Origin of the sequence: Streptomyces sp. NPDC005494 (assembly GCF_042872025.1) — a bacterium.
Classification (GTDB): Bacteria; Actinomycetota; Actinomycetes; order Streptomycetales; family Streptomycetaceae; genus Streptomyces.
This window is the reverse complement of sequence record NZ_JBIAJR010000005.1, coordinates 1-24,239: the sequence shown is the minus strand read 5'-3', so window position 1 is coordinate 24,239 and position 24,239 is coordinate 1. Positions and strand designations below refer to the sequence as shown.

General features: G+C 69.7%; 22 protein-coding genes. 15 read left to right on the top strand and 7 right to left on the bottom strand.

What is annotated here, in order from left to right; translation table 11 throughout:
• Positions 1-190: 190 nt before the first annotated feature.
• The 3 genes from ACFYQ6_RS16345 to ACFYQ6_RS16335 form a co-directional block, all read right to left on the bottom strand.
• Positions 191-1,180, bottom strand: coding sequence for a bifunctional lytic transglycosylase/C40 family peptidase (locus tag ACFYQ6_RS16345; RefSeq protein ID WP_361578722.1), 990 nt, complete (start codon positions 1,178-1,180; stop codon positions 191-193).
• A gap of 672 nt (positions 1,181-1,852) precedes the next feature.
• On the bottom strand, positions 1,853-3,625 hold the full coding sequence (locus ACFYQ6_RS16340) for an alpha/beta hydrolase (protein ID WP_388763461.1): 1,773 nt from the start codon (positions 3,623-3,625) through the stop codon (positions 1,853-1,855).
• Positions 3,622-4,005, bottom strand: a complete 384-nt coding sequence (locus tag ACFYQ6_RS16335) for a hypothetical protein (protein WP_361578624.1) — start codon at positions 4,003-4,005, stop codon at positions 3,622-3,624. The genes ACFYQ6_RS16340 and ACFYQ6_RS16335 overlap by 4 nt, the downstream gene beginning before the upstream one ends.
• A gap of 207 nt (positions 4,006-4,212) precedes the next feature.
• Here ACFYQ6_RS16335 and ACFYQ6_RS16330 point away from each other — a divergent pair, with 207 nt between their 5' ends.
• Positions 4,213-4,839: a histidine phosphatase family protein gene (locus ACFYQ6_RS16330; protein ID WP_388763459.1), complete on the top strand. Its 627-nt coding sequence runs from the start codon at positions 4,213-4,215 to the stop codon at positions 4,837-4,839.
• 81 nt (positions 4,840-4,920) lie between these two features.
• Positions 4,921-6,510, top strand: a complete 1,590-nt coding sequence (locus ACFYQ6_RS16325; RefSeq protein WP_361578725.1) for an adenosine deaminase — start codon at positions 4,921-4,923, stop codon at positions 6,508-6,510.
• 66 nt (positions 6,511-6,576) lie between these two features.
• Here ACFYQ6_RS16325 and ACFYQ6_RS16320 read toward each other — a convergent pair whose 3' ends face one another.
• Positions 6,577-7,029, bottom strand: a complete 453-nt coding sequence (locus tag ACFYQ6_RS16320) for an ATP-binding protein (RefSeq protein WP_388763457.1) — start codon at positions 7,027-7,029, stop codon at positions 6,577-6,579.
• A 203-nt stretch (positions 7,030-7,232) separates the two neighbouring features.
• Between ACFYQ6_RS16320 and ACFYQ6_RS16315 the strand changes: the two genes are divergently transcribed.
• The 12 genes from ACFYQ6_RS16315 (at position 7,233) to ACFYQ6_RS16260 (ending at position 20,511) form a co-directional block, all read left to right on the top strand.
• Positions 7,233-8,078 (top strand): helix-turn-helix domain-containing protein, encoded by an 846-nt coding sequence (locus tag ACFYQ6_RS16315; protein ID WP_388763806.1) that lies wholly within the window; start codon positions 7,233-7,235, stop codon positions 8,076-8,078.
• A gap of 10 nt (positions 8,079-8,088) precedes the next feature.
• On the top strand, positions 8,089-8,277 hold the full coding sequence (locus ACFYQ6_RS16310; protein WP_388763455.1) for a DUF397 domain-containing protein: 189 nt from the start codon (positions 8,089-8,091) through the stop codon (positions 8,275-8,277).
• A complete protein-coding gene (locus ACFYQ6_RS16305) occupies positions 8,270-8,530 on the top strand; it encodes a DUF397 domain-containing protein (RefSeq protein WP_361578639.1) in 261 nt (86 codons plus the stop codon). The genes ACFYQ6_RS16310 and ACFYQ6_RS16305 overlap by 8 nt, the downstream gene beginning before the upstream one ends.
• Positions 8,531-8,604: 74 nt before the next feature.
• A complete protein-coding gene (locus ACFYQ6_RS16300; RefSeq protein ID WP_388763453.1) occupies positions 8,605-11,172 on the top strand; it encodes a polysaccharide lyase family 8 super-sandwich domain-containing protein in 2,568 nt (855 codons plus the stop codon).
• Between the two features lie 138 nt (positions 11,173-11,310).
• Entirely contained in the window at positions 11,311-12,204 is an 894-nt protein-coding gene (locus ACFYQ6_RS16295; protein ID WP_388763451.1) for an oxidoreductase, read from the top strand.
• Entirely contained in the window at positions 12,201-12,827 is a 627-nt protein-coding gene (locus ACFYQ6_RS16290; RefSeq protein WP_388763449.1) for a DUF402 domain-containing protein, read from the top strand. The genes ACFYQ6_RS16295 and ACFYQ6_RS16290 overlap by 4 nt, the downstream gene beginning before the upstream one ends.
• 371 nt (positions 12,828-13,198) lie before the next feature.
• Positions 13,199-13,507 carry a hypothetical protein gene (locus ACFYQ6_RS16285; RefSeq protein ID WP_014047394.1) on the top strand — a complete coding sequence of 103 codons (309 nt, stop codon included), beginning with the start codon at positions 13,199-13,201 and terminating at the stop codon, positions 13,505-13,507.
• A gap of 190 nt (positions 13,508-13,697) precedes the next feature.
• Entirely contained in the window at positions 13,698-14,570 is an 873-nt protein-coding gene (locus tag ACFYQ6_RS16280; protein WP_388763448.1) for a hypothetical protein, read from the top strand.
• A complete protein-coding gene (locus ACFYQ6_RS16275; RefSeq protein WP_388763446.1) occupies positions 14,560-15,894 on the top strand; it encodes a hypothetical protein in 1,335 nt (444 codons plus the stop codon). The genes ACFYQ6_RS16280 and ACFYQ6_RS16275 overlap by 11 nt, the downstream gene beginning before the upstream one ends.
• The gene (locus ACFYQ6_RS16270) at positions 15,891-17,441 is read left to right on the top strand and encodes an SCO6880 family protein (RefSeq protein ID WP_361578654.1); all 1,551 of its coding nucleotides are present in this window, start codon (positions 15,891-15,893) and stop codon (positions 17,439-17,441) included. Before ACFYQ6_RS16275 ends, ACFYQ6_RS16270 begins: the two co-directional genes overlap by 4 nt.
• Positions 17,442-17,459: 18 nt before the next feature.
• Positions 17,460-18,878, top strand: a complete 1,419-nt coding sequence (locus ACFYQ6_RS16265; RefSeq protein ID WP_361578657.1) for an ATP-binding protein — start codon at positions 17,460-17,462, stop codon at positions 18,876-18,878.
• Between the two features lies 1 nt (position 18,879).
• Positions 18,880-20,511, top strand: a complete 1,632-nt coding sequence (locus tag ACFYQ6_RS16260) for a type VI secretion protein (RefSeq protein ID WP_388763444.1) — start codon at positions 18,880-18,882, stop codon at positions 20,509-20,511.
• 130 nt (positions 20,512-20,641) lie between these two features.
• Here ACFYQ6_RS16260 and ACFYQ6_RS16255 read toward each other — a convergent pair whose 3' ends face one another.
• From ACFYQ6_RS16255 to ACFYQ6_RS16245, 3 genes are all read right to left on the bottom strand, one after another.
• A complete protein-coding gene (locus ACFYQ6_RS16255) occupies positions 20,642-21,181 on the bottom strand; it encodes a GNAT family N-acetyltransferase (protein ID WP_361578663.1) in 540 nt (179 codons plus the stop codon).
• A gap of 86 nt (positions 21,182-21,267) precedes the next feature.
• On the bottom strand, positions 21,268-21,816 hold the full coding sequence (locus tag ACFYQ6_RS16250; protein ID WP_361578666.1) for a GNAT family N-acetyltransferase: 549 nt from the start codon (positions 21,814-21,816) through the stop codon (positions 21,268-21,270).
• Between the two features lie 54 nt (positions 21,817-21,870).
• Positions 21,871-22,971, bottom strand: a complete 1,101-nt coding sequence (locus ACFYQ6_RS16245; RefSeq protein WP_361578669.1) for an FAD-dependent monooxygenase — start codon at positions 22,969-22,971, stop codon at positions 21,871-21,873.
• 158 nt (positions 22,972-23,129) lie between these two features.
• Here ACFYQ6_RS16245 and ACFYQ6_RS16240 point away from each other — a divergent pair, with 158 nt between their 5' ends.
• On the top strand, positions 23,130-24,122 hold the full coding sequence (locus ACFYQ6_RS16240) for a GntR family transcriptional regulator (protein ID WP_388763441.1): 993 nt from the start codon (positions 23,130-23,132) through the stop codon (positions 24,120-24,122).
• Positions 24,123-24,239: the final 117 nt, after the last annotated feature.

The window sequence follows — 24,239 nt, the reverse complement described above, 5'->3', positions numbered from 1 at the left end:
TCACGCCCGACTGGTCTGGGCAGTCACGCTCGGTCACCTGCGCAGGCTGTCCCAGTCCAGGGAACGGCCTTCGCGCTGCGTACGTTCCGGTCTCCACCGAATGATCACCATGACGTTATCGAAGAGTGACTCATCGTCGCAGCTCAGGGCCCAGGCTTCACGGAGAGTTCCGGCCATCGCCGACTGGCTGTCAGCTCTCCGGAAGCGCGGTCGGGAGCGCCGCGGCACCGTCCTTGGTGACGCGGGTCGCACCGAAGTAGTCAGGGGTATCGATCTTGTCGAAGCGGATCACCGCACCGGTGTAGGGCGCGTTGATCATGTACCCGCCGCCGACGTAGAGCCCCACGTGCCGGATGGCCCGCGAATTGTTCAGGTCGTCCGAGAAGAACACCAGGTCACCGGGGAGCAGCTCGTCCCGCGAGGGGTGCGGACCGGCGTTGTACTGGTCGTTGGCCACACGGGGCAGCTCGATGTCCACCGTCCGGTACGCGGCCTGCGTCAGCCCGGAACAGTCGAACCGGCCGCCCTGAGCGGCAGTCCCGTTCCCACCCCAGAGGTACGGCGTACCGAGCTTCTTCTGGGCGAAGTAGATGGCTCCGGCAGCCTGCTGGGAGGGCTGTACCCGGCCGACCGGCTTGGCGAAGCTCTTCTCCAGGGACCGGATGATTTTGACGTAATTCTGCGTCTCGCTGATCGCGGGCACCCCGCCTGCCCGGATCACCCGGTAGGCACCGGCGTTGTACGCGGCGAGCATGTTGTCGGTCGGGTCGCCGGGCACCTTCTTGACGTATCCGGCGAGCTCGCAGTCGTACGAGGCCGCCGAGGGGATGGCGTCGGCCGGATCCCACACGTCCCGGTCACCGTCCTTGTCCCCGTCGATGCCGTGCGAGGCCCAGGTCCCGGGGATGAACTGCGCGATGCCCTGCGCGGCCGCGTGACTCTGGGCGCGGGGGTTCCAGCCGCTCTCCTGGTACAACTGGGCCGCCAGGAGAGCCGGGTTGATGGCCGGGCAGAGGTTGCCCCACTTCTCGACCAGCGGCTGATACCGCGCGGGCACAGCCCCCTTGGCCAGCCCTACGGCCCCACTCGCCCCGGCGATCCCGGCGGCGGCGGAGTACGTACCGACGACGAGCAGGGCGATGAAGCACAGGCCCAGCCCGATCCCACCGCCGACGAACACCCAGTATTTCCGCACACCCCAACCATCCCCCATTCGGGCGCGGTTCACGATGCGATTCGCTGGTGTGTACGGGTGGATGGAGGCATGAGGGGGCGTCAGGGGCGGCCACGGGGGGTCAGGGGGCGCCGACGGACCAGAAGGGCGAGCGGATGTTGGGGCGGGGGATGGGGTAGACGCCCTCGTACGTTGGACCGTTTGGCTGTGTGGTTGGCTCAGCGACCTCGGACTTGTCCACGCACGGGCTGTCAGCCTCGAAAAAGGCCTGCCCTCCGCCGCCGAAGCTCAGACTTACACCGAAACCATCCCTGGTCTCAGCATAGATTGCCGGGAATTCGGAATCCGCGTTGACCGCCTTAATTCGGTAGTCACTCTGCCGCCAAAATCGTTCCACCAGACCAAGAACGTTTCCGCGTCGCTCAGCTGCAATGATAGTCATCACTGCACGCATACGGGAAACGTCACAAGCTCCTGTACTGGTAGGCCCGTGCGCCCAGTTCATAGCAGGTCGAACCTCCTCGAGCACAGAATCGAGAATCTGGTCTGCACGGTTTGCCGCAGCTTGCATGTCCACGCGGGCTCCTCGCTCATACTTGTTCGACGTACTGTCACCCATACAGCCAAGGAGCGTCCCACAGGCCATGAAGACAGCCGCTACGCGCCAACCTCTGAGCCTCATCGCGGATTCTCCGTCCTAACCTTATTTGCATGTCCCGCAACAACCATTGCAATGTTGTCTGCCGATGCGTTGTCGCGTTCCGGCCCCGCATCGAAGTACTGCGAGTGCGCATCGAAGCCGCCTTCCAGCAACGAGGGCCCTTCGTGCGCGTAGAAGCGCCGTGCACCGAACGCCTCACTCGCAGGGTCTTTCCCGAACCACACGTCGTCGTCATCGCGATCGAGTAGCTTCCCAGCCACAAAACCAACTGGGCCAGCAACGGCAGTCAAGTTTCCCTGCAATTTAGATGGAGCCTTTGTCACCAAATCATTTTCGGCTGCGCCCACAAAGACATGGTTTCTACCTACCCCTAGCTCCTCCGCGCGATCGACTCCCACCCCCGGACTGCCGACCAGAATAATGTCGTTAACCCCTGGGATTCCGTCGCCCTGTTGCGTTGCGGCCCCAACAGTACGGGAGCCGTAGGAATGCCCAATGGCTGTCATGTGGGGGTCGCCATGAGAATTTGTCGCCGCGAGCCCATTCATGAATGAGCTGAAGGCCCTACCGCCAGTTTCCGCCCGCTCGTTGCCCATCACGTCAGCACTGTCGAGCCCATCTGGAAATTGTGGTGCATCATACCCAAGCCAGACCATCGCAGCACTGGAATGGTCATACTTATGTGCACCTTTGGCCGTGTCCCACGCCCGCTTCAGATCGCCTTCCGCGAACTCCCTGTCAAGGGCCGTCCCGAGCCCCGGCACATACGCCGCCACGTTCTTCGCAGTGTCAGGGTTGCCGTACGACACGATGGCCCGCCCGTTCCCCTCATCCCCGATGCCGAGCAGGTACATCGGCGGCTGCGTCCCCGCCCCCAACTGCCGGTCGATCTCCCGCAACCCCGCCAGCTGCGTGATGGACTTGTCGTCGTCGCGCCCCTCCAGCTTGCCGATCAGCAGCTGCAGGTTGTCCCGGTTGGCCGCGTCCCGGGCCAGTGCCGGGATTCCGTCCAGGTTGCCGATCTGGTCCGGGTACACCGCCAGGTACTCCTCGCGCTGTTCCTGGGTCAGCCCCGCCCACCAGTCACGCCGCTCCGCAGGCGTCGCGTCGTGCGGGATGGCGTTCTTGAGGTACGTACGGGCCGCGTCCCGGACCGCCGCCGCGTCGCCCGCGGTGTCCTTCCACGTGGCATCGGGGACCTTGAGGCCCTCCTCCGCCTTCAGCTGCCGCAGGATCCCCGCGTACCGCCAGTCGATCTCGCCCGCCGTGCGCACCGCCCCCGTGATCCGGTCCGCGATGTCCTGCGCCTTGGCGGTGTTGGGGTTCGGCGCGGTCAGGCCGGAGGGCGGCACCAGTTCCGGGGCGGCCTGGGACGATGCCGTGCCGCCCTTCAGTGGCGAACCGTCGACCAGTCCTTCGCCCGCCGCCGGGTAGGTGACCGAGCCGTCCGGATGCACGGTGAACCTCAGCGTGGCCGCGTCCTCCAGGGCCTCGGTCAGCACCCGTTGCTGGGCCTTCATCTCGTGGGCCAGGGAGTTCAGCGTCGTGCGGAGGAGCCCGCACTCGGTGTACACGTACTGGAAGTTCCGCCCCAGCTGCCGCAGCCGGGCGACCGCCGCCTGTGCCGCCTCGCCCTCCTGCGAGCCGCGGAGGCCCGTCAGCAGGTGCTGCTCGATGCGGTCCCGCGCGGCGTCGGCCCGGTTGCTCGACCGGCCCCAGCCGTCCGCCGCGCCCTCCAGCTCGGCACACTTCAGGTCACGTAACTGCGCCCAGTCAAGCGTGGTCCTCACCGCGCGGCACCACCTGGAGCGGGCGCCGCCACCGGGGCGAACGACGAACGCACGGCCTCGTTCGTGGCTCCCTGGGCCCGCGCCACAGCCCGCAGCTTGCCCGCGAGGCTGCCGCACTCACCCTGCGCGGCTTGGATGCGCCGCTCCCAGGACTCCCGTACGGCCGCCAGCTCCGCGAGCGCCGTCAGCCGGCCCGCGCCCGCCAGCAGGCCCTCGTGCGCCGCTGCCAACTCGCCCCGCACCGGTCCCAGATGGGCCACCAGCTCATCCGCGCCCCCTGCCGCCCGCAGCCAGGGGCCGTCGCTGTGTTTCAGCCCTTGCCCTCGGTCACCGCCGCCCGACGGCCCCGCCAGATCACTCAGCCTGCGCACCACGGTCATCCCCGCTCACCCCGTTCGTCGATCACGGAGCGGCACTGTGCCAAACCAGGCGTACGCGACACGCCGGGCCCAGCGGCTCCCGGCTGCAAGATCCCCGCCCCCGCAAGGACCGGTACGCCACGACTTCACCCGAACGCGCGACGCGGAACCGGCCGCAGGACCACACCGTCCACACGGGCATCCGTACGACCTGCAGAAAGAAGTCCCATGACCGCGTCAGCCACCCGCTACCTCTACGTCGCACGGCACGCCGAGGCCTCGCCCGACGAGACCGAACTGACGGAACGAGGACGCCTCCAGGCGGCCCTGCTGGGCGAGCGGCTCCACCACACGCCCATCTCGGCCGTCCACCACGGCCCGCTCCCCCGCGCCACGGAGACCGCCCGGCTGATCCACGAGCGGCTGCGCCCGGGCACACCTCTGCGGGCCGAGGAGCCCGCCGGTGACTACGTCCCGTACGTCCCCGGGCCGCAGGAGCTCCCGGAGGACTCCGCGGACCGGCTGAACGCCTTCGTCGAGCAGGCCCTCGACGGAGACCGCACCCGCGGCCCGGAGCTGGCACGCACGGCCCTCGCACGGTTCACCGGGCCCGTGCAGGGCGACGAGCCCCGTCACGAACTGGTCGTCACCCACGCGTTCCTGGCCGCCTGGCTGGTACGGGACGCCCTCGACGCACCCGCATGGCGCTGGCTCGGCCTCAACCACGCGAACGCCGCGCTCACCGTCATCCGGTACACCCCCGGCAGACCCGCGGCCCTGGTCATGGTCAACGACATGAGCCACCTGCCCCCGGAGCTCCGCTGGACCGGATTCCCGCCGGAACTCCGCGTCTGAGCCGGTCACTGTCCCTCGGACGGATGGTTTACGGGGCGCCACCCACGCGGCCCGGCGTGACACGGTCCGCTTCTCGTGATCATGCAGGACGTGATCGTGAAATCCGTACACCGCTCATCGCGCACCCGCCGGTTGCTGACGGCCGCAGGCCTCGCCGCGGCTGCCCTCGCCGCCTCACTGCCCGCCGCATCGGCGGGAACCCCATCGGCGGGGGCCGCGTCCGCCGCGCCGCCCGCCCCCCGGCCCGCGACCGCCGCCGAGGCCCGTACCGCCGCCTGGCTGGAGGCCCATCCGGGCGCGACGGCCCGCTTCTTCCGGGATCTGCCCAAGGGAGGTGACCTGCACAACCACCTCTCCGGTGCGGTACGGACCGAGTACCTCATCCAGCTCGCAGCCGAAGACGGGCTGTGCATCGACGCCACGATGACCGCCGTCGCTCCGCCCTGCGCCGATGGCGCCCGGCCGGCCGCCGACGCCCGCACCGAGGCGGACTTCCGGCAGCAGATCATCCGGGCGTGGTCGATGCAGGACTTCCCGGAGGGCGAGTCGGGGCACGACCACTTCTTCGCCACGTTCGGGAAGTTCGGGGCGGCGACCTCGCACACCGGGAAGATGCTGGCCGATGTGGCGGGATCCGCGGCGGCGCAGAACCAGTCCTACCTGGAAACCATGGTCACCCCCGCGTCCGCGGGGGCCAGGAAGCTGGCGGACGAGGTCGGCTGGGACACGGACCTGGCCGCCCTCCACCGCAAGCTGCTCGCGGGCGGCAGGCTGGACCAGCTGGTCGCCGAGGCCGGCCGGTCGGCGGACACGGCGGGCACGGAGTTCCGCGAGACCGCACGCTGCGCGAGTACACAGCCTGCGCCCGCCTGCCGGATCACCTACCGCTGGATCTCCCAGGTCTCCCGTAACAGCGCCCCGGAGCGCGTCTTCACGCAGATCGCCCTCGGCCTGAGGCTCGCCGAACGGGACCCGCGCTTCGTGGCCGTCAACCTGGTCCAGCCCGAGGACGGCGAGATCTCCCTGCGGGACTACCGCCTGCACATGCGCATGCTGAACTACCTGCACGGCGTCTATCCGCGCGCCCACATCACCCTGCACGCCGGCGAACTCGTCCCCGGCCTGGTCAAGCCCGAGGACCTCACCTTCCACATCGACGACGCCGTACGCACCGGCCAGGCCGAACGCATCGGCCACGGCGTCGACCTGGTGCACGAGGACGACTGGCGGCGCCTGGCCCGCGACATGGCCCGCCGCCAGATCGCCGTGGAGGTACCGCTCACCAGCAACGCGCAGATCCTCCAGGTCGAGGGCGACGAACACCCGTTCCCGGTCTACCGGAAGTACGGCGTCCCGGTCGTGCTGTCCACCGACGACCCGGGTGTCTCACGCGGTGACATCGGCCAGGAGTACAGCCGCGCTGCCCGCACCTACGGACTCGGCTACCCCGAGCTGAAGGACCTGGCCCGGGCGTCCCTGGAGTACGCCTTCCTGCCGGGCCGCAGCCTGTGGCGTCCCGACCCCGTACGCAAGGGCTTCCGGCCCGTCCAGGAATGCCAGGCACCGCAGTCGGCCCGCTGCGCCCGGCTGCTGGAGAACAGCACCAAGGCCCGCCTGGAATGGCGCCAGGAACAGTCCTTCCGCGCCTTCGAGGCCCGCTACTCGGACTGACCCGATCCCAGCAGGGGCGCGGCGCGGTCAGCCACGCCCCTGCTCGCCCCTTTCCGTCACGTCGGTTCACCTCTGGTGCAACTCCGGTCTCCCCGTGCACTCCACCCACAGCACCTTCCCGCCCTGGCCGGGCAGCCCGCCCCTGATCGGGTAGGCGCCCCAGGCGTCGGCGCACTCTTGTACGAGCCGCAGGCCGCGTCCACGTTCGGCCAGAGCGCAAGGTTCGCCGGGTACCCCGCCGCAGAACGGCTCCGGGATCTCCGGATTGCTGTCCCACACCCCGACGCGCACCCGGCTTCGCCCGGCCCCGCGCAGCCTGAGCGAGTACGGCCCCGAAGAGTGCCGGTACGCGTTGGTCACCAGCACACTCGCCAGCAGCTCGGCGGTGTCGATGACCTCCCGCATCCCGTGCACCAGCAGCACGGTCCGCAGCGTGGCCCGGGCGATCCCGGGCCCCCGGGGATCCTGCGGAAGTTGGAGGGTGTACGCCCAGGGCGGCGTTACGGTGGCCAGAGTCATGGAAGTCTCCGTTCACGGAGGAGCGTTGGGGGTGTGCGTTTCGCACGGCCCGGTGACGAGGCCGCTCCGTCGAGCGGGGTACTTCCGGGCGGGTGGCCTGAGCCCAAGATAGCCAGCTCTGGCTAATGTATTAACCGAAAGCCGGGTAATGAGTGAACTCCCACCCGTGTGGGTGACGAACGTTCAGGGAGGTGGACCGAACGGTGAGGTCCAGTCCGACAGGTCACCAACTCCGCCTCGGCGCTGAGCTGCGCAAGCTCCGGGAAGGTGCGGGGCTGACCGCGACTCAGGCCGGACAACTCCTGGGCGTGGCGCAGAATCAGATCAGCAACATGGAAGCCGGCCGTGTAGGCGTGAGCCCGGAGCGAGTCCGCACACTGGCCGCGCACTACGCGTACGCGGACCAGGAGGTCATCACCGCGCTCTGCGACATGACCTCCGACCGTACGCGCGGGTGGTGGGAGGAGTACCGAGGGATTCTGCCCGCGCCACTACTGGATCTCGCCGAGATCGAGCATCACGCGCGAAGGATGCGCACGGCGGTCACCGTCCATATCCCCGGGCTGTTCCAGACCCCCGAGCACGCGCGCGAGATCTTCCGCCAGGATGTTCCGGAAATGCCGCCACCCGACATCGAGCACCGCGTCTCGTTCCGTGTCAAACGGCAGAAGGTGCTTTTCCGGGACCCGCCGACCACCCAGCAGGCCGTCATCCATGAGGCGGCTCTGCGGATGCAGTTCGGCGGCCCGAAGGTAGCCAGGCAGCAACTGGAACATCTTCTGAAGATGAGCGAGCACGAACACGTCGTACTTCAGGTGATCCCGTTCTCAGCCGGGGCCTTCGCCGGTTCGGGACAGTCGATCTACTACTTCCACGGCCCGGTCCCTCAGCTCGACAGCGTAAATCTGGACCAGTCGCACGGCCCCGCGTTCCTGGACGCGGAAGCACAACTGGAGAGATACCGCGTCCTGGTCGACCGGCTCGAGGCCATCGCACTCACACCTGAACAATCACGCGACCTCATACACACCATCACCCGCGATCTGTGAGGGATCCAAGTTGTCCGCACTCAATTGGCAGAAGTCGTCCTACTGCGCTCAAGGCAACTCGTGTGTGCACGTCGCCGCCGACCAAGGCGCGATCGCCCTCACCGAGAGCAGCGACCCCAGCGGCGCGATACTCCGGACCGATCCGTCCGCCTGGGCCGCCCTCCTCCGTGCCGTCAAGGAGACCCACGGCCGTGGCTGAGCGCCCCGCCGACCTCGTCTGGACCCGCGCCGCCCCCGAGGACGCGGACGGTCCCGGGCCCTGGATCGAGATCGCGTTCGGTCCGGGGGAACTCGTGCACCTGCGCGAGACCAGCGATCCCGACACCGTGGTGACCACGACGGCGGAGAAGTGGGAGGCGTTCGCCAGGGGCGTCGTCGCCGGGGAGTTCGACCATTTCGCCGAGGTCCCCACCCGTACCGCCGAGCCTGGACCGCGCGCTCCGCGCCGTTGACTTCGCCGAGGCCCCCTTGCTTGGCTGGGGTGCAGGAGGACAAACGCCTACGGCCCGGATCCAGGAGCGTGCTGATGGACCTCTCGCGTCGTGCCGCACTGTCCGTCATACCCGCCGCCACCCTCTGGGCCCTGGCCCGGACGCCACGAGCCGAGGCGGCGACCGCGCGCGATCCGGCCGCCACGCCACCGGACGGGGACGCGACCGCCCTCCTCCGTAACACCGTCGCGGTCTTCGCCGGCACCGCCGAATCCAACGCCCGCCCCGAGGTCGCCCCCAAACTCGCCTCCCTCCGGGCGACGGCCCACGCCCGGCTCACCGCGATGGACGGCGCCGGGCCGGACGAGCTCTTCGCAGGCGTACCGCTCGGGTCCAGCGACCCCAACCTGAGCACCTCGTACCAGTACCTCTACGAGATCGCTCTCGCCACCTGCCTCCCCGGCCCCGGCCCCTCGGTGCCCGCCGAGGAGGTGACGGCCGTCCGGCGGCGCGTCATCGACGGCCTGGCCCGGCTCCACGACCGCTGGTTCGGCGACCAGTCCACGGGTTACTACGGCAACTGGTTCCACTGGGAGATCGGGATACCGGCCTACGCCACCAAGACCCTGGTGCTGCTCCGGGACGAACTCGCGGCGTACCGGCCGGACCTCACCGCGACCTATGTCGCCTCCATGGACGCGTACCTCCGCAACGGCAAGGACGGCGACGTCGATCTCGACTCGCGGTTCCACACCGGCGCCAACCTCGCCGACATCACGACCAACCGCATCCTCCAAGGTGCCCTGCTCGGCGACGAGGCCCGCATCACCAAGGCCATCGCCGACCAGCTGACCGTCTTCTCGACCGTCGACCCCTACCGGCCGCGCCACGGGGTCACCGACGGCTTCTACGAGGACGGCTCCTTCCTCCAGCACGCCTCCGTCGCGTACACCGGCTCCTACGGCAAGGGGCTGCTCACGCGCATCGTCCAGACGGTCAAGATCCTCGACGGCACCGGCTACGTGCCCGACGACAGCCTCGTCGAGGTCGTGCTGGGCTGGGTCACCGACGGCTTCGCCCCGCTGATCTTCGAGGGCTGGATGATGGAGATCGTCAAGGGACGCGCGGTCTCACGGACCGGCACCGGCTACGCGGACGTCACCGCCGTGGTGGAAGCCGTCGTCGACCTGTCCGCGCACACGGCCGCGGCCGACACCGAGGCGCTCACGGGCTACGCGAAGTACGTCCGGCAGACCTCCGGAGCCGGACTCGATCCGGCCTCCTTCGTCTCCCCGGTCAGCATCGCCCGCTACGCCGACCTCCTGAACTCCCCCGTACCCGCGAGGGATCTCGGCCCCGCCTCCTCGCACACCGCGTTCAACGCGATGGACCGGACCGTCCACCGCCGGCCCGGCTACGCGTTCGCCCTGGCCCGTAGCTCCGCACGCATCAGCGCCTACGAATACATGAGCGGCGAGAATCTGATGCCGTGGTTCCAAGGGAGCGGCGCCCACTACCTCTACCTCTCCGGGGCCGATCAGCGACAGGCGTTCGGCATCGACTACTTCACGGCCGTCCCGCCCCACCGCCTCGCGGGGGTCACCGCCCCGGTCGAGACACGGCGCAGCGTCCCCGAGCTCTACGGCACCCTCTGGTACGACAACCCGGAGCGCGGCTTCACCTCGTCCTCCGAGTCCCAGAACGCCTACGTCTACTTCCCCCGGGCCACCCACGTGTTCTCGGGGGGCGCCCGGCTCGGCGCGTACGGGCTGGCCGGCCTCGTGCAGTCCGACGACGCCGCGTACGCCGCCCAGCAGGCCGGAACGCTCCCTGACGACTTCGTCGCCTACCGGGCCGCGAGCGCCACCAGGTCGTGGTTCATGTTCGACGACGAGATCCTCGTACTCTCGGCGGGCGTGAGCGGTCTGGCGGGCCGCGCCGCGACCACCACGGTCGACAGCCGCATCGCCGCCCCCTCCTCAGCGGTCACCCTCACCGGCGGCCTCCGCGACGGGACGCCGTGGCAGCGGACCGGGACCGCCCCGCCCGCCTGGCTGCGATACGCCGACGAGGGGCAGCGGACCGCGGTCGGATACGTCTTCCTCTCCGGGCCGCCTCCGGTCGTCGCGCTCGACACCGTCACCCGCAGCCGGCGACTCGTACGTCTCGCCAACGCGGACACGCCGGTGACCAAGCAGGTCTTCACACTGTCCTACGAACATGCCGCCGACGCGCCACCCGCGTCCATGGCCCACGCCCTGGTACCCAACGCCTCCGCCGAACAACTGGCGTCCTACGCCCACGGCCCGCTCTCCGTGCTGTCCAACACGGCCCGCCTCCAGGCAGCGGCCCACACGCACCTGGGCATCACCGCCGCCAACGCCTTCACTCCCGGGAAGCACAGGGTGGGGCGGCTCGCCTTCGACGGCCCCGCCTCGGTCGTCCTGCGCCGGGGCGCGGGCGGCACGTACTCCCTCGCCGTGTCCGACCCCACGACCGTGCGGGACACCGTGTCCGTCACCCTCCACGGACGACGCCTCCGCCTCGTCTCGACCGACTCCGGGGTCCGCGTCCGCCGCGTCCCCGGCGGCACCCGCGTCGATGTCACCACCCACCACTCCTACGGCCGCAGCTTCACGGTGACTCTGACGGAGAGGTTCTGAAGTTCACGGGACAGAAAGGGCCCGCTCCGCCGCCAGGGGCGGTGAAAGAATCCGACGATGCCTTCATCCTCACCTTCGTCCGCGTCATCCGCGTCAAGTGAGGCGTCATCGGGAACGGCGTCCGGAACGTCATCCGAAATGACGTCCGGAACGATCGACGCCTCTGCCTCCGGCACCTGGAAGCTCGGCGACCTGACGGTCAACCGCCTCGGCTTCGGGTCCATGCGCCTCCCCCAGAACGGTGCGGCCTTCGCCGACGGCGCACCCAGCGACCGTGATCGCGCCCTGCGGGTCCTGCGCCGCGCCGTCGAACTCGGCGTGAACCACATCGACACCGCGGCCTTCTACTTCTCGCGGCTGCGGTCCGCCAACGAGCTCATCAACAGCGCGCTCGCCCCGTACCCCGACGACCTGGTCATCACCACCAAGGTCGGCCCCGGCCGCGACCCTTCGGGCAACTGGGTCTGGGCCACTCCGGACCAGCTCCGCGGCCAGGTCGAGGAGAACCTGCGGCAGCTCGGCCGCGACCATCTGGACGTCGTGAACCTGCGCCTCGCACAGAGCCAGGCATCCACGTCCGTCGCCGAACTCTTCGGTGCTCTCGCCGACCTCCGCAAGGCGGGCCTCATCCGCCACCTGGGCATCTCCAACACCACACCGGACCAGCTCGCCGAGGCCCGGAGCGTCGCGCCCGTGGTCTGCGTGCAGAACGCCTACGGCATCGCCGCCCCGGCCGAGGATCACGCCTTCCTGCGCAGCTGCGGTGAACAGGGCATCGCCTTCGTGCCGTTCTTCGCCATCGTCGGCGCCGGCCGCGAGGAAGGCGTCACCGGCGCCGAACCCGATGCTGTCCTCACCGTCGCCCGTCGCCACGGCGCGACGCCCGCGCAGATCCGGCTGGCCTGGACGCTTCACCAAGGGCCGCACGTGCTGGCCATCCCCGGTACCGGCAACCCGGACCACCTCGTCGAGAACGTGGCGGCGGGCGCTCTGCGGCTCACCACCGACGACCTGGCCCTGCTCACGTCATGACCGGGCGAGCAGGGCAGATCCTGCGCTGGAACCTCTTCATCGGCGGCCACCTGAGCAGCTGCGTACCCGTACGCCTCGTCGAACGCACGGACGCCGGCCAGCTGGTGTGGCTGGAGACCGGCACCCCGATGTGGCGCACGGAACTGCCCCGCGGGGCCCACCTCCGCAACATCCCGCCCGAGGACCGCCCGGCCGGGGGATATCCGGCGGTGGCCGACCGGTGGCCCATGGGCAGCGCGCTCATCCACCAGCCGTTCGGCGCCGGGCACGCGGTGTTCTGGTTCTTCGGTCGGAACCAGAAATTCCGCGGCTGGTACGTGAACCTCGAGCACCGGACCCACCACGGCGAGGACATCGACGTCACCGACCACGAGCTGGACATCACCGTCGCTCCGAACCGCAGATGGCAATGGAAGGACGAGCGGTCGTTCGCCGAGAAGACGGGCCACCCGGCCTACTGGTCGGCGCACGAGGCAGCGGCGATACGCGCCGAGGGCGAACGAGTGGCACGGCTCGCCGAATCGAAAGCATTCCCCTTCGACGGCTCCTGGCGCGAATTCAAGCCACCCGCACGCTGGGCCACCCCAGCACGCCCTGCCACCCCCGCCCGGACTGTGCTCTGAGCCGCACCGCAACGAGGCTTTCCCCGAACAGCACCTGATGACGCGTCGGGCGGAAGCCACCGGCGCGCTCACGGCTCTCGAACAGCGCGTACGAATGCCACACCGCCCGTGAACGCATCAACCGCATCGGGAACCCATGGCCACCGTCGTTGCTAGCGGTCACCCAGCGTGATACACAGAGTAACCATGCATATGCGGGCAGATCTCCACACGAGCCGCAGGTCAGGGCGGCTTCTCCGGTCAAACGTGCGAGATCCGGGTAAAGAGACCCGGGAAGGCGTCGTGCGATGCCGGTTTCATCAGCGAAGATAGAGACCGACTCGTGTCGCACGGCGCGGGCGGCGAACTACCCAACAGGGGCGGTGACTTACATGATCCTGGCAGCGGAAAAGGGCGACATCACCACCATCATCGGCGGAATCGCCCCGAACTGGGGGCCGTTCGGGACCCTGGGCAATGAGGCACGCATCATGATCGAGGTGGTGATGGCGGTCGCCATCCTGCTCTGCCTCGGCATCGCGATCTGGGGTGCGGCGAAACAGCGCATCGGCGCGACGGCGCTGCGCGACACCTTCAGCGCCGAGCAGGGCAAGGGCCTGATCGTGGCGGGCCTGACCGGCGTCTTCATCATCGGGTCACTGGGCACGCTGTTCACCATCGTGTACGGCATGGCTGTCTGACCCACCACCGGCCCTCCGCCCGGCAACGGACACCGGGCCCGCCCCGTCCACCCACACCATCCATCCGTCGTGCCCACCGGCAGAGGTTGCGTTCCCTGATGTCGAGTCACCACACCGCATCCACGCGGAAACCAGCACCACTACGGTCGTACCACGCGGAACAGCAGACGGCCGAGGGGGCGTACGCGGCATGAGTCAGGGCGATGAGCGCGGCTACGGCGGCAACGACCCCGGGGGCCGTACGGACGATGCGTACAGCACCCTCGGCGGGACGCGCCAGACGCGCACGCGGCTGCCCGGAGGCGGCGACGACGGCGACGGCTACGGCCGCCGGCCCGCGCGGAACTCCCGCTCGCTGATCATGGCTGTGGGCGTGGTGGTGCTGCTGATCGCAGCCATCGCGTTCGCGAACCAGGGCGGCGGGGGCGACGGCTCGGGCGGCGACAACGAGAAGAAGCCCGAAGCCGCCGGAGCAGGCCCCACCGCAGCCACGGGCACGAAACCGGTCCAGGGCAAGAACGGCACGATCGCGGCCGGCTTCGCACACGACGAACAGGGTGCGCAGAGCGCGGCGGCGAACTACGCGGTGGCGCTGGGGTCGGCGGACATGTTCGACAAGACGAAACGCGACGGGATTCTCGATGCAGTCATTGCACCGGCATCCATCGCCAAGTTCCGGGCCACGCTCGATGAGGCCTACTCGACGGACTTCTTCAGCAACCTCGGCCTCCAGGACGATGGCACGGCGCCCCCTGGCTTCGCCTTCATTTCCCGCACGACACCTATCGGAACCAAGGTGACCAAAGCCTCAGCTGATCAAGCAACCGTGGAGGTCTGGTGCTCGGGCCTGATCGGCTTGGCGGGTGAGGGCTCGACCAAACCGGTCACGGACGGCTGGTTCACCATCACTATGGAGCTGCAGTGGGTCGACGGTGACTGGAAAGCTGTAACGCACTCGCAGAAGGACGGCCCTGCGCCCGTAGGTGGGGACAACAGGGCATCCAGCGCTGACGAGATCGCCGGCGCGGTCAATGGGTTCGGAGGCTTCACTTATGCCCGGTAAACCCTGGCGTCGTCCACGGTCCGTCCTTGCGCTCCTGGTCACGCTGCAAGCCTCTGTCGTCGCGCTTGCCGCGTCTGCTACGGCGGCACCGACCCCCACACCCAGCCCCAGCTCCAGCAACAACCCCTGCGACCTGATCTACGGCGCTGCCCGGGACTACTGCGAAGACGGCGAAGCCGGTGGGAACGCCCGCACCACCCCCTCCGTGACCGACGACGCCCTGGACCCCCTCACCTCCCTCGCCCGCGGCTGCGCCGACGCCGCCGCCTACCTCGTCGGCAAGCTCAGCGAGGCCGTGGAGAGCACGGCGACCGTCGACTTCACCAACTCGACCTTCCGCACGCAGTACGCCGTCGTCTTCGCCGCGTCCACCATCCTCACCCTGGTCCTGTGGCTCTTCGCCGTGGCCAAGCGCGCCATCAGGGGCGTGCCGTTCACCACCGCGATCTCCGAGGCCATCGGTTTCCTCTGGCTCACGGTCCTGGCCTCGGCCTTCACCCCGCTCATCCTCTACGTGGTGGTCTCGGCCACCGACGGGGTCACCGAGGTCATCGCCGCGGCGACCGGCGGGCAGACCGACGTCTTCTTCGGGTCGTTCGCCGAGGCGCTCAAGAAGGGCACCGACATCGGCGGCGGGCCGATCATGCTGATCGTCGTCTCGCTCGTGTCGATCCTCGCCGCCGGCATCCTCTGGCTGGAGCTCGTGATCCGGGCCGCCCTGCTGTACGTGGGCGCCCTGCTCGGGGTCGTCGTGTACTCCGGGCTCGTCGACAAGAACATGTGGGGCCACGTCCGCCGCTGGGCGGGCATCATGATCGCCGTGATCATGGTGAAGCCGGTCATCGTGATCGTGCTCGGGCTCGCCGGGGCGCTCTCCGCGGACGACGGGCCCAACGCCTTCTCGGCCGTCGTGTCCGGCCTCGCCATCATCCTGCTGGCGATCTTCGCCTCCGCCATGATCTACCGCTTCGTGCCCGGCTTCGGCGACGAGATCCAGGGTGCCCGCACCAACCGCAAGCAGGCCACCGACGGCTCCCAGGCCGCCGCCATGATCAGCTCGCCCGCCGCTCTGGTCTCCCAGGGCATCAAGACCCACAGCGGTCGTGGCGGCGAGGGTGGTGGCGGAGGCGGTGGTGCCCGGCCCGCCAACCCGGTCAGCGGTGGCGTCGCCGCTCACAGCTCCCGCACCTCCGGCGGGGGGAGCGCGCCCTCGCCCCGCAGCGCGTCCGGCCCCACCTCCGGCACCCCCCACGGCAGCCGCTCCTCGCGAGCGGGCGGTTCAGGCAGCACAGGTAACACGAGCACAGGAGGTGGAGGGCGTTGACGACCCAGTCCCACACGATCGCGCCCCGCCGTACGTATCTCATCGGCCGCGCCCGGCCGAACGCGATCGTCGGCAAGAACCGCGAGACGGGCGAGATCGCGCTGATCATCGCCGGGGCGTTCCTCGGCATGATGAGCGGCCTCCTCGTCCCGGTCCTCTCCCTGCGCATCGTGACGCTCATGGGCTTCCCCATGCTGGCCCTGGCGGTCGTGTACGTCCCCTACAAGGGCCGCACCTTCTACAAGTGGTTCGAGATCAACCGCAGCTTCAAGCGCACCCTGCGCCAAGGCACCGCCTACCGCTCCACCGCCATGGAGGCAGGGGTGCGCGGTGACGGGCGTGAGGTGGAGATCGGCCCCCCGCCCGGCATCGGCAGGATCAGCTGGCTGGCCGCGCCGTTCGGGCCCGACGAGATCGCGGTCCTGCTGCACGCCGACCGCCGCACGGTCACCGCCGCCATCGAGATCGAGGGCCCCGGCGTCGGCCTGCGCGACAGCGAGGACCAGGAAGCCCTGGTCGACCGCTTCGGCACCCTCCTCAAGCACGTGGCCAACGGCGACGGCTTCGTGACCCGTCTGCAGATGCTGGCCCGCACCCTCCCGGCCGACCCCGACGCACACGCCAAGGACGTCGCCCAGCGAGGCGACCGGTCCGCCCCCGGCTGGCTCCAGGATTCGTACGACCAGCTCCAGTCGATGGTCTCCACCTCCAGCGAGCAGCACCGCGCCTATCTCGTCGCGTGCATGCACTACAGCCGCGAGCTGGCCGCCGAGGCCAACGCCATGGCCCGGGCCATGCGCCCCCAGGGCGGCCGGAAGATCGACCGCGACGCGGGCCTCGCCGTCGTCATGGCACGCGAGCTCACCGACATCTGCGCCCGTCTCGCGGAGGCGGACATCCGGGTCCGCCAGCCGCTCGGCCAGAGCCGTCTGGCCTCGCTCGTCCACTCGATGTACGACCCGGACCACCCCATCGACCACATCCAGGCGATGACGAAGCGCAACGCCTGGCCGGCCGAACTGGACGCGGTCGAACCGACGTTCCTCCAGGCCAAGACCCGTGAGTCGACGACCCGCGCCCCCTGGTGCCACTCCACGGCCTGGGTGAAGGAGTGGCCGATGACCCCCGTCGGCGTCAACTTCCTCGCCCCGCTCCTCGTCCACACGCCCGACGTCATCCGTACGGTCGCGGTCTGCATGGACCTCGAACCCACCGAGGTGGCCATCGAGCGGATGCTGACGGAGAAGACCAACGACGACGCCGAGGCGAGCCGCCAGGCCAAGATGAACCGCACGGTCGACCCGCGCGACATCGCCGCCCACGGCCGGCTCGACCAGCGGGGTGAAGATCTCGCGAGCGGCGCGGCCGGGGTGAACCTGGTGGGGTACATCACCGTGTCGTCCCGGTCCCCCGAAGCCCTCGCCCGCGACAAGCGGACGATCCGGGCCTCGGCCGGCAAGTCGTATCTGAAGCTCGAGTGGTGCGACCGCGAGCACCACCGCGCCTTCGTGAACACCTTGCCGTTCGCCACCGGCATCCGACGCTAACGAGAGGGCAGTCACGCCATGCGAGATCCGCTGTCCGCGTTGTCGGATGCCTTCACCGCCTTCCTCTTCGGGAAGGTGGAGACGACCAGGCTGCCGGTGCGTACGTCGACGGGCCAGGCCCAGGCCGTCTACCTGCCGACCGCCGCCCCCGGTCTCGGCGACTCCGGCGTGATCATCGGGCGTGAGGTGTATTCGGGCAAGGGCTACATCTACGACCCCTTCCAGCTGTACGGCCAGCAGCTCCCCGCCCCGCACTGGCTGGTCCTCGGCGAGTCCGGCAACGGCAAGTCGGCGCTGGAGAAGACGTACGTGCTCCGCCAGCTCCGCTTCCGCGACCGTCAGGTCGTCGTCCTCGACGCCCAGGGCGAGGACGGCGTCGGCGAGTGGAACCTCATCGCCCAGGAGCTGGGCATCACGCCCATCCGGCTCGACCCGACCGCCGCGCTCAACGACGGGATCCGGCTCAACCCCCTCGACCCCTCGATCACGACGACGGGCCAGCTGGCCCTGCTCCGCACGATCATCGAGGTCGCCATGGGCCATGGCCTCGACGAGCGGTCCGGCTTCGCCCTCAAGGTCGCGCACGCGTACGTCAACGAGATCATCACCGAGCGCCAGCCTGTCCTGATGGACATCGTGGAACAACTGCGGCACCCGAAGCCCGAGTCCGCGGAGGCGATGAACGTCGACATAGACGACGTTCGCGCCTGGGGCCTGGACGTCGCGCTCGTCCTGGACCGGCTCGTCGACGGTGACCTGCGCGGCATGTTCGACGGACCGACCACCATCGGCATCGACCTCGACGCCCCGCTGATCGTCTTCGACCTCTCGCACATCGACCGCAACTCCATCGCGATGCCGATCCTCATGGCGATCGTCGGCGTATGGCTGGAGCACACCTGGATCAGGCCCGACCGGAAGAAGCGCATCTTCCTGGTCGAGGAGGCCTGGCACATCATCAACTCCCCGTTCGTGGCCCAGCTCTTCCAGCGACTGCTGAAGTTCGGGCGCCGCCTCGGCCTGTCCTTCGTGGCCGTCGTCCACCACCTCAGCGACGTCGTCGACGGAGCGGCGGCGAAGGAAGCGGCAGCCATCCTCAAGATGGCCTCGACCCGCACGATCTACGCCCAGAAGGCCGACGAGGCCAGAGCGACGGGGAAGGTCATCGGCCTGCCCCGGTGGGCGGTCGAGATCATCCCGACGCTGACCCCGGGCATCGCCGTGTGGGACGTCAACGGCAACGTCCAGGTCGTCAAACACCTGATCACCGAGGCCGAACGCCCCCTGGTCTTCACGGACCGCGCGATGACCGAGGGCTCGGCGGTGGACCTGCTCCCCGAGGACGTACGAGCCGCGGAGCTGGAGGCGGAGCAGCGGGCGGCACGGATCGAGCACCAGCAACGGCTGAACGAGTCGTCCGAGTCGACGGTGGCATGAGATGGCACGCCAGGCACCACCCGGCACGGGGCGCATTGAGGGCGGTATCCCGGACGGCCTGCTGATCGGCCTCCTGGCCTTCCTGTTCGGGCTGACGGTCCTCGCCTGGACGGCCACCGGCCTGGCAGGGCTGTTCGCCCACGGGGCCTGGCCCGACGGCGTGAGCTTCGCGCGGACGCCCCTGGCCCTCCGCGCCCTGGCCGTCGAACCGACGGACCTGCCGGGCGCCTGGCCGGACACCCCACCGGGTGAGCTCTCCGGATACGGCCTGTTCTGGGGCCTGTTCATCGGCGAGACGATGGTGATGCTGGTCCTGGCGGTCTTCGTGGCGGGCGTGGTGACCCGCTGGCGACTGGTCCGCAAGCGCAAGGCCGTGTCCTCGCACCGGTACGAACCGCACGAGCAGCCCGGCCGGGAGCACGGCCGGGGACCGGGCAGGGATCGCGCCTACGAGTACGACCGTGGGCCCCGCCGGGAACACGCGGACGATGACGACCGGGGGGCCGACTACGAACGCGTGACCGGTCAGGGCCGGCGCCACGACGAGGACCGGAGCCTCGCCCCGGAGCGGCAGCCCGTACCCGCCCGGCCTGCGGCCGCCCGGGAGCCCGCCGTCGTCGAGGTGCCGCCCGCAGTCCCCGCGGAAGGGGTCTCCGTCGCCGCGTACATGTCTGACCCCGCCGCCCCGGCCGTGGTGCCCACGCCCCGCACCCCGCACGTCCTGTACGGCGCTTCCGCCACTCGCCGCCCCGCGGTCGTCCAGGCGATCCGGGAAGCCGCCGGTCCCGCGCTCGTCGTCACCTCGGACCCCAGCGTCTGGGCCGAGACGAAGGACGGCCGCAGCAAGCTGGGGCCGGTCCTCGTCTACGACCCGGGACACCTCTGCGACACCCCGGACCGCCTCCACTGGTCGCCGACCGCCGGTTGCGAGGACCCCGCCACGGCGGCTGCGCGGTCCGCCGCGCTCCTCACCCCCGTACGCCCCGTGGCCAGGGCTGACGCGGCGGTGGCCGACACCGCGCAGACTCTCCTGCAGTGCTGGCTGCACGCCGCCGCCGTGGACGGCCGTCCCTTCCGGCAGGTCCACCGCTGGGCCTCAGGATCCGGCGCCCACGAACCGGTGCGCCTGCTGCGTACGCACCCCAAGGCAGCCTCCGGACTAGCCGGCCTGCTGGAGTCCGCGCTCACGGCCTATCCCGAACGCCGGGAAATCGCGCAGGAACTGACGGTACGGGCCTTCGCGGCGCTCTCCTCGGTCCACATCCGGGAGGCCTGCACACCCAACCGAGCCGATGCGCTCGTGCTGGAATCATTTGCCCGTGAAGGGGGAACGCTCTATGTGGTCGGCGAACCCATCGAGGATCCCCGCCACCACCCCGGTGCGATGCCCCTGCTCACCGCACTCGCCTCGCACGTGGTCGAGCACGGCCGCCGCATGGCCGCACGGTCAACCGACGGTCGGCTCGACCCACCAATGACGCTCGTCCTGGACGACGTCGCCGCCGTCGCGCCGCTTCCCCAGCTTCCGGAGCTGCTGTCAGCCGGCCAGGACCAGGGGATGCCCGCCCTGGCCCTGCTCCGCTCCGAGGAACAGGCCCGCGCCCGGTGGCAGGAGCGTCTGCCGGCCCCCTGACGCCATGAACCCGGCCCCTGGTGCTTCCGACCGCACGGCTTCACAGGACACCCCCGCTCCCCCGCGACCGGGCCGGGCCGATCGCCGGCACACCCCTCCGCAGCCTGATCGAACGGCCCTGCGCTGAACGTCAGCTGCTCGTACCGCGAGCGATGCGGTACAGCACGTTCGGACGCAGGGGCCCCTCGGGCACGGTGGGGTCGTCGAAGTCGTCGGCCGGATCCCGGGTCATGCCGATCCGGCGCATCACCGCCTGGGAACGGACGTTGGACGCCGTCGTCACAGCAAGGACCTCGCGAAGCTCAAGAGTGTCGAAGCCGTAGGCCAGAACCCTCAGCGCGGCCTCGGTGGCGTAGCCCTGACCCCAGGCCGGGCGGGCGAGCCGCCAGCCGATCTCGACCCCGGTGAACGGCATGTGGTCATCGACCTGGTCCAGGCCCGCGAAGCCGATGAACTCGCCCGTGGCCTGCACCTCTACCGCCCACCACCCGTAGCCTCGCTGCTCGAACTCAGCCTGGAACCGTGCCACGGAGGCATCGCTCTGTTCGCGGACGAGCAGATCGCCCAAATGCTCCCGCACCTCGGGATCGGCGTTCATCGCCGCCCACGGTTCGAGGTCGGAGTCCCGCCATCGACGCAGGATGAGGCGATCGGTACGAAGTTCAGCCATGCGGCCCAGCCAATGTGAGACCCGGCCTCAGGGCAATCTCTTTTCCCGCAGGTGCCGTCCCGGGAGAACCGCATGCGGTCACAGCACTAGCGGCGGATCTCGAACTCGAGCTCCAGAGCCTCCGGATCATCACCCATGGGCATCGCCTGCCCGGACGGGACGAAGCCGATCCTCCGGTAGGACGCCGCGGCACGCGCGTTGTCCTCGTGGACGTGGAGCCGAACCCGTTCCACCGGCGGGTCCGACAGGGACCAGGACCAGTCGATCGCCTCCCGGAAGAGCGCGTCGACCACCCCGTGCCCACGGTGCCCGGGGCGGACGTAGACCCCCACCACATGGGTCTGGTCCACCTCCGCCGCCTCCCCGAAGCCCGGCTCGCCCCCCGGCCGCTCCACGAGCACCGACACGGTCCCCGCCCACTGCCCTTCGGGCCCCTCGGCGATGAACTGGCGGCTGTGCTCCCCCTCGGCAGCACGCGCCGTCCGCTGCTGCCAGAAGTCGTCCGGCCTGGTCCGCGCCTGCTCGTAGGTCTCCCGGAAGGCAAGGTGGGCCACCGGATCCCGCAGCGCCTCCAGCCGGAGCTCCCTGGCCCGCGCCCACTCCTCTGCCCGCACCGCACGCACCACGTAGTCCATACGCCGATCGTGCCCCCGCCGTCCCCGACTCGGCAAACCAAATAGGCCCGCGCCTCAGTCCTCCAGCGACACAGCGTTCTTGGCACGGTCGACGGAGGCCTCGGAGGCAGGCCCGCCAGGGTTCTCCGTGGCCAGCGCCTGATTCAGGGTGACGAAGGCGCGCAGCCGCTCCTCGTAGCGGGCGAACGCGGCCCGGTGGTCACCCGGCGCCCCCGCGAGGCAGTCGGCCAGCACATGAGCGCCCACGAGCGCCAGGCTGGTGCCCTGACCCGAAAGAGGCGAAGGGCAGTAGCCGGCATCACCGAGCAGGGTCACCCTGCCCTTCGACCAGCGGTCCATCCGGATCTGCGCCATGGCGTCGCAGTAGAAGTCCGGCGCGGCGGCGGCGGCTTCGGACAGCCGCTGCCCCTGCCAGCTCAGCGCCGCGAGCCGCTCCGTGACCTGGCGGCGGAGCGCATCCGTGTCACGGGCGAGCGGGGCGGACTCGAACCCGAACGCGACCCTGACCTCGGCGTTGTCGCGTACGGGCATGATGCCGAAGCCGGCATCACCGTCGCGGAGCCAGACCTGCCAGTCCTCCAGACCGAGGAAGTTCTCGGCGCTGAACACCGACAGATAGCTGCCGAGGTGGTGCGCGAAGCGATCCTCGGGACCGAAGACCAGCCCTCGTACCGTCGAGTGCAGTCCGTCGGCGCCCACGACGACATCGAAGGTGCGGGGCGCCTCGCGGGCGAACTCCACCCGCACGCCGCTCTCGTCCTCGTGCAGCACGGTCACGGTGTGCCCGAAGAGGTACTCCACATCACCGCGCGTGCGCTCGTGGACCAGCTGCACCAGGTCCTCACGCAGCAGTTCGATGTCCTCGCCGTCCAGTCGGCCGCTGCTGTAGGTGGCCTCGGTGGAGCGGTGGATCTCCTTCCCCTCGGGATCGAGCACCGACATGCCCCGCATGCGGGTACGTACCTTTCGCGCCGGCTCCAGCAGGTCCATCCGCTCGATCACATCGAGCGCGACTCCCCGCACGTCCACGGCCTGGCCCCCGGGCCTCAGCCCGGACCCCCGCTCGACGACGGTGACCGCGAACCCGTGGCGGTGCAGCCAGTAGGCCAGAGCGGGCCCGGCGATTCCTCCGCCGGAGATGAGAACAGTGCGCATCAGAAGCTCCTCTCGTACGCTGTACTCAACTGAACGTACGGCGTACGCACCCCGCGCACCAGGAGGCCGAACAGCCCTCTGCGCTAGGACAGTTACCGTGCACACATCATCGACGCGACTCCGGGCTGCACTAGTACAGCACAGAGAAAAGGCCCCACGTGACCGACCTCACACCACCTCCGAACGAGCCGCCCTACCTGCGCATCGCCTCCGAGATCCGGCGGCGCATCAGCGCGGGTGAACTCGCCCCCGGGGACCGCGTGCCCTCCACCCGGCAGATCGCCAGGGACTGGGGCGTCGCACTCGCCACCGCCACCAAGGCCCTGACCACCCTCCGCATGGAGGGAACCGTCGAGACGAAGCCGCGTACGGGCACGGTGGTGGCAGCTGCCCCTGCGACGGCACAGGCCCGCGGGCGCCGGCCCCAGAGCCCTTCCTCCGGCTCACCCACGCAGGTTCCCGCCGAGCAGGAACTCACCCTGGACCGGGTCGTGCGCACGGCCATCGACATCGCGGATTCCGAGGGTCTCTCGGCCCTCTCGATGCGGGGCATCGCCTCCCGGCTCGGCGTCGCCGCCATGTCTCCGTACCGGTACGTGACCAGCAAGGACGAACTCATCCTGCTCATGGCGGATGCGGCGTACGGCGAGCAGTTCTACCCGGCCACGGCGCCGACAGGCTGGCGTGCCCGAGCTGAACTCGGTGCCCGGACCCTGTGGACCCTCCACCGGCGCCACCCGTGGCTGGCCCAGCTGGAGTCGCTCACCCGCCCGTTGCTCGTTCCCAACCTGATGGTGCACGGTGAATGGTCGCTGAGCGCACTCGACGGCCACGGGCTCGACCCCACCACCTTGTTCGACATCCACGTGCTGCTCTACAGCCACGTCCAAGGTCTGGCAGTCCATCTGGAGCGGGAGGCACACGCGGCGGCGACCACCGGCCAGTCCGAGGACCAGTGGATGGACAGTCGCGCCACGGAGCTCCAGGGCCTGGCCGCTTCAGGCCGCTTTCCGACCTTCACGCGCGTGGTCGCTTCCTTCGGCGACGGCTACGACCTCCGTCTCGACCACCTCTTCGAGCTGGGCCTCAAGGCTCTCCTCGACGGACTGACCCCGATGATCGAGGCCGGCGGAGGTGAGCCCAACGGGTAGCAGCACCGTGGGCCGCATAAACCCCTGGAACGCAGAAAAGCCCCGTGCCACAAGGGCACGGGGCTTTCCCGGAATAATTGTTCGGCGGCGTCCTACTCTCCCACAGGGTCCCCCCTG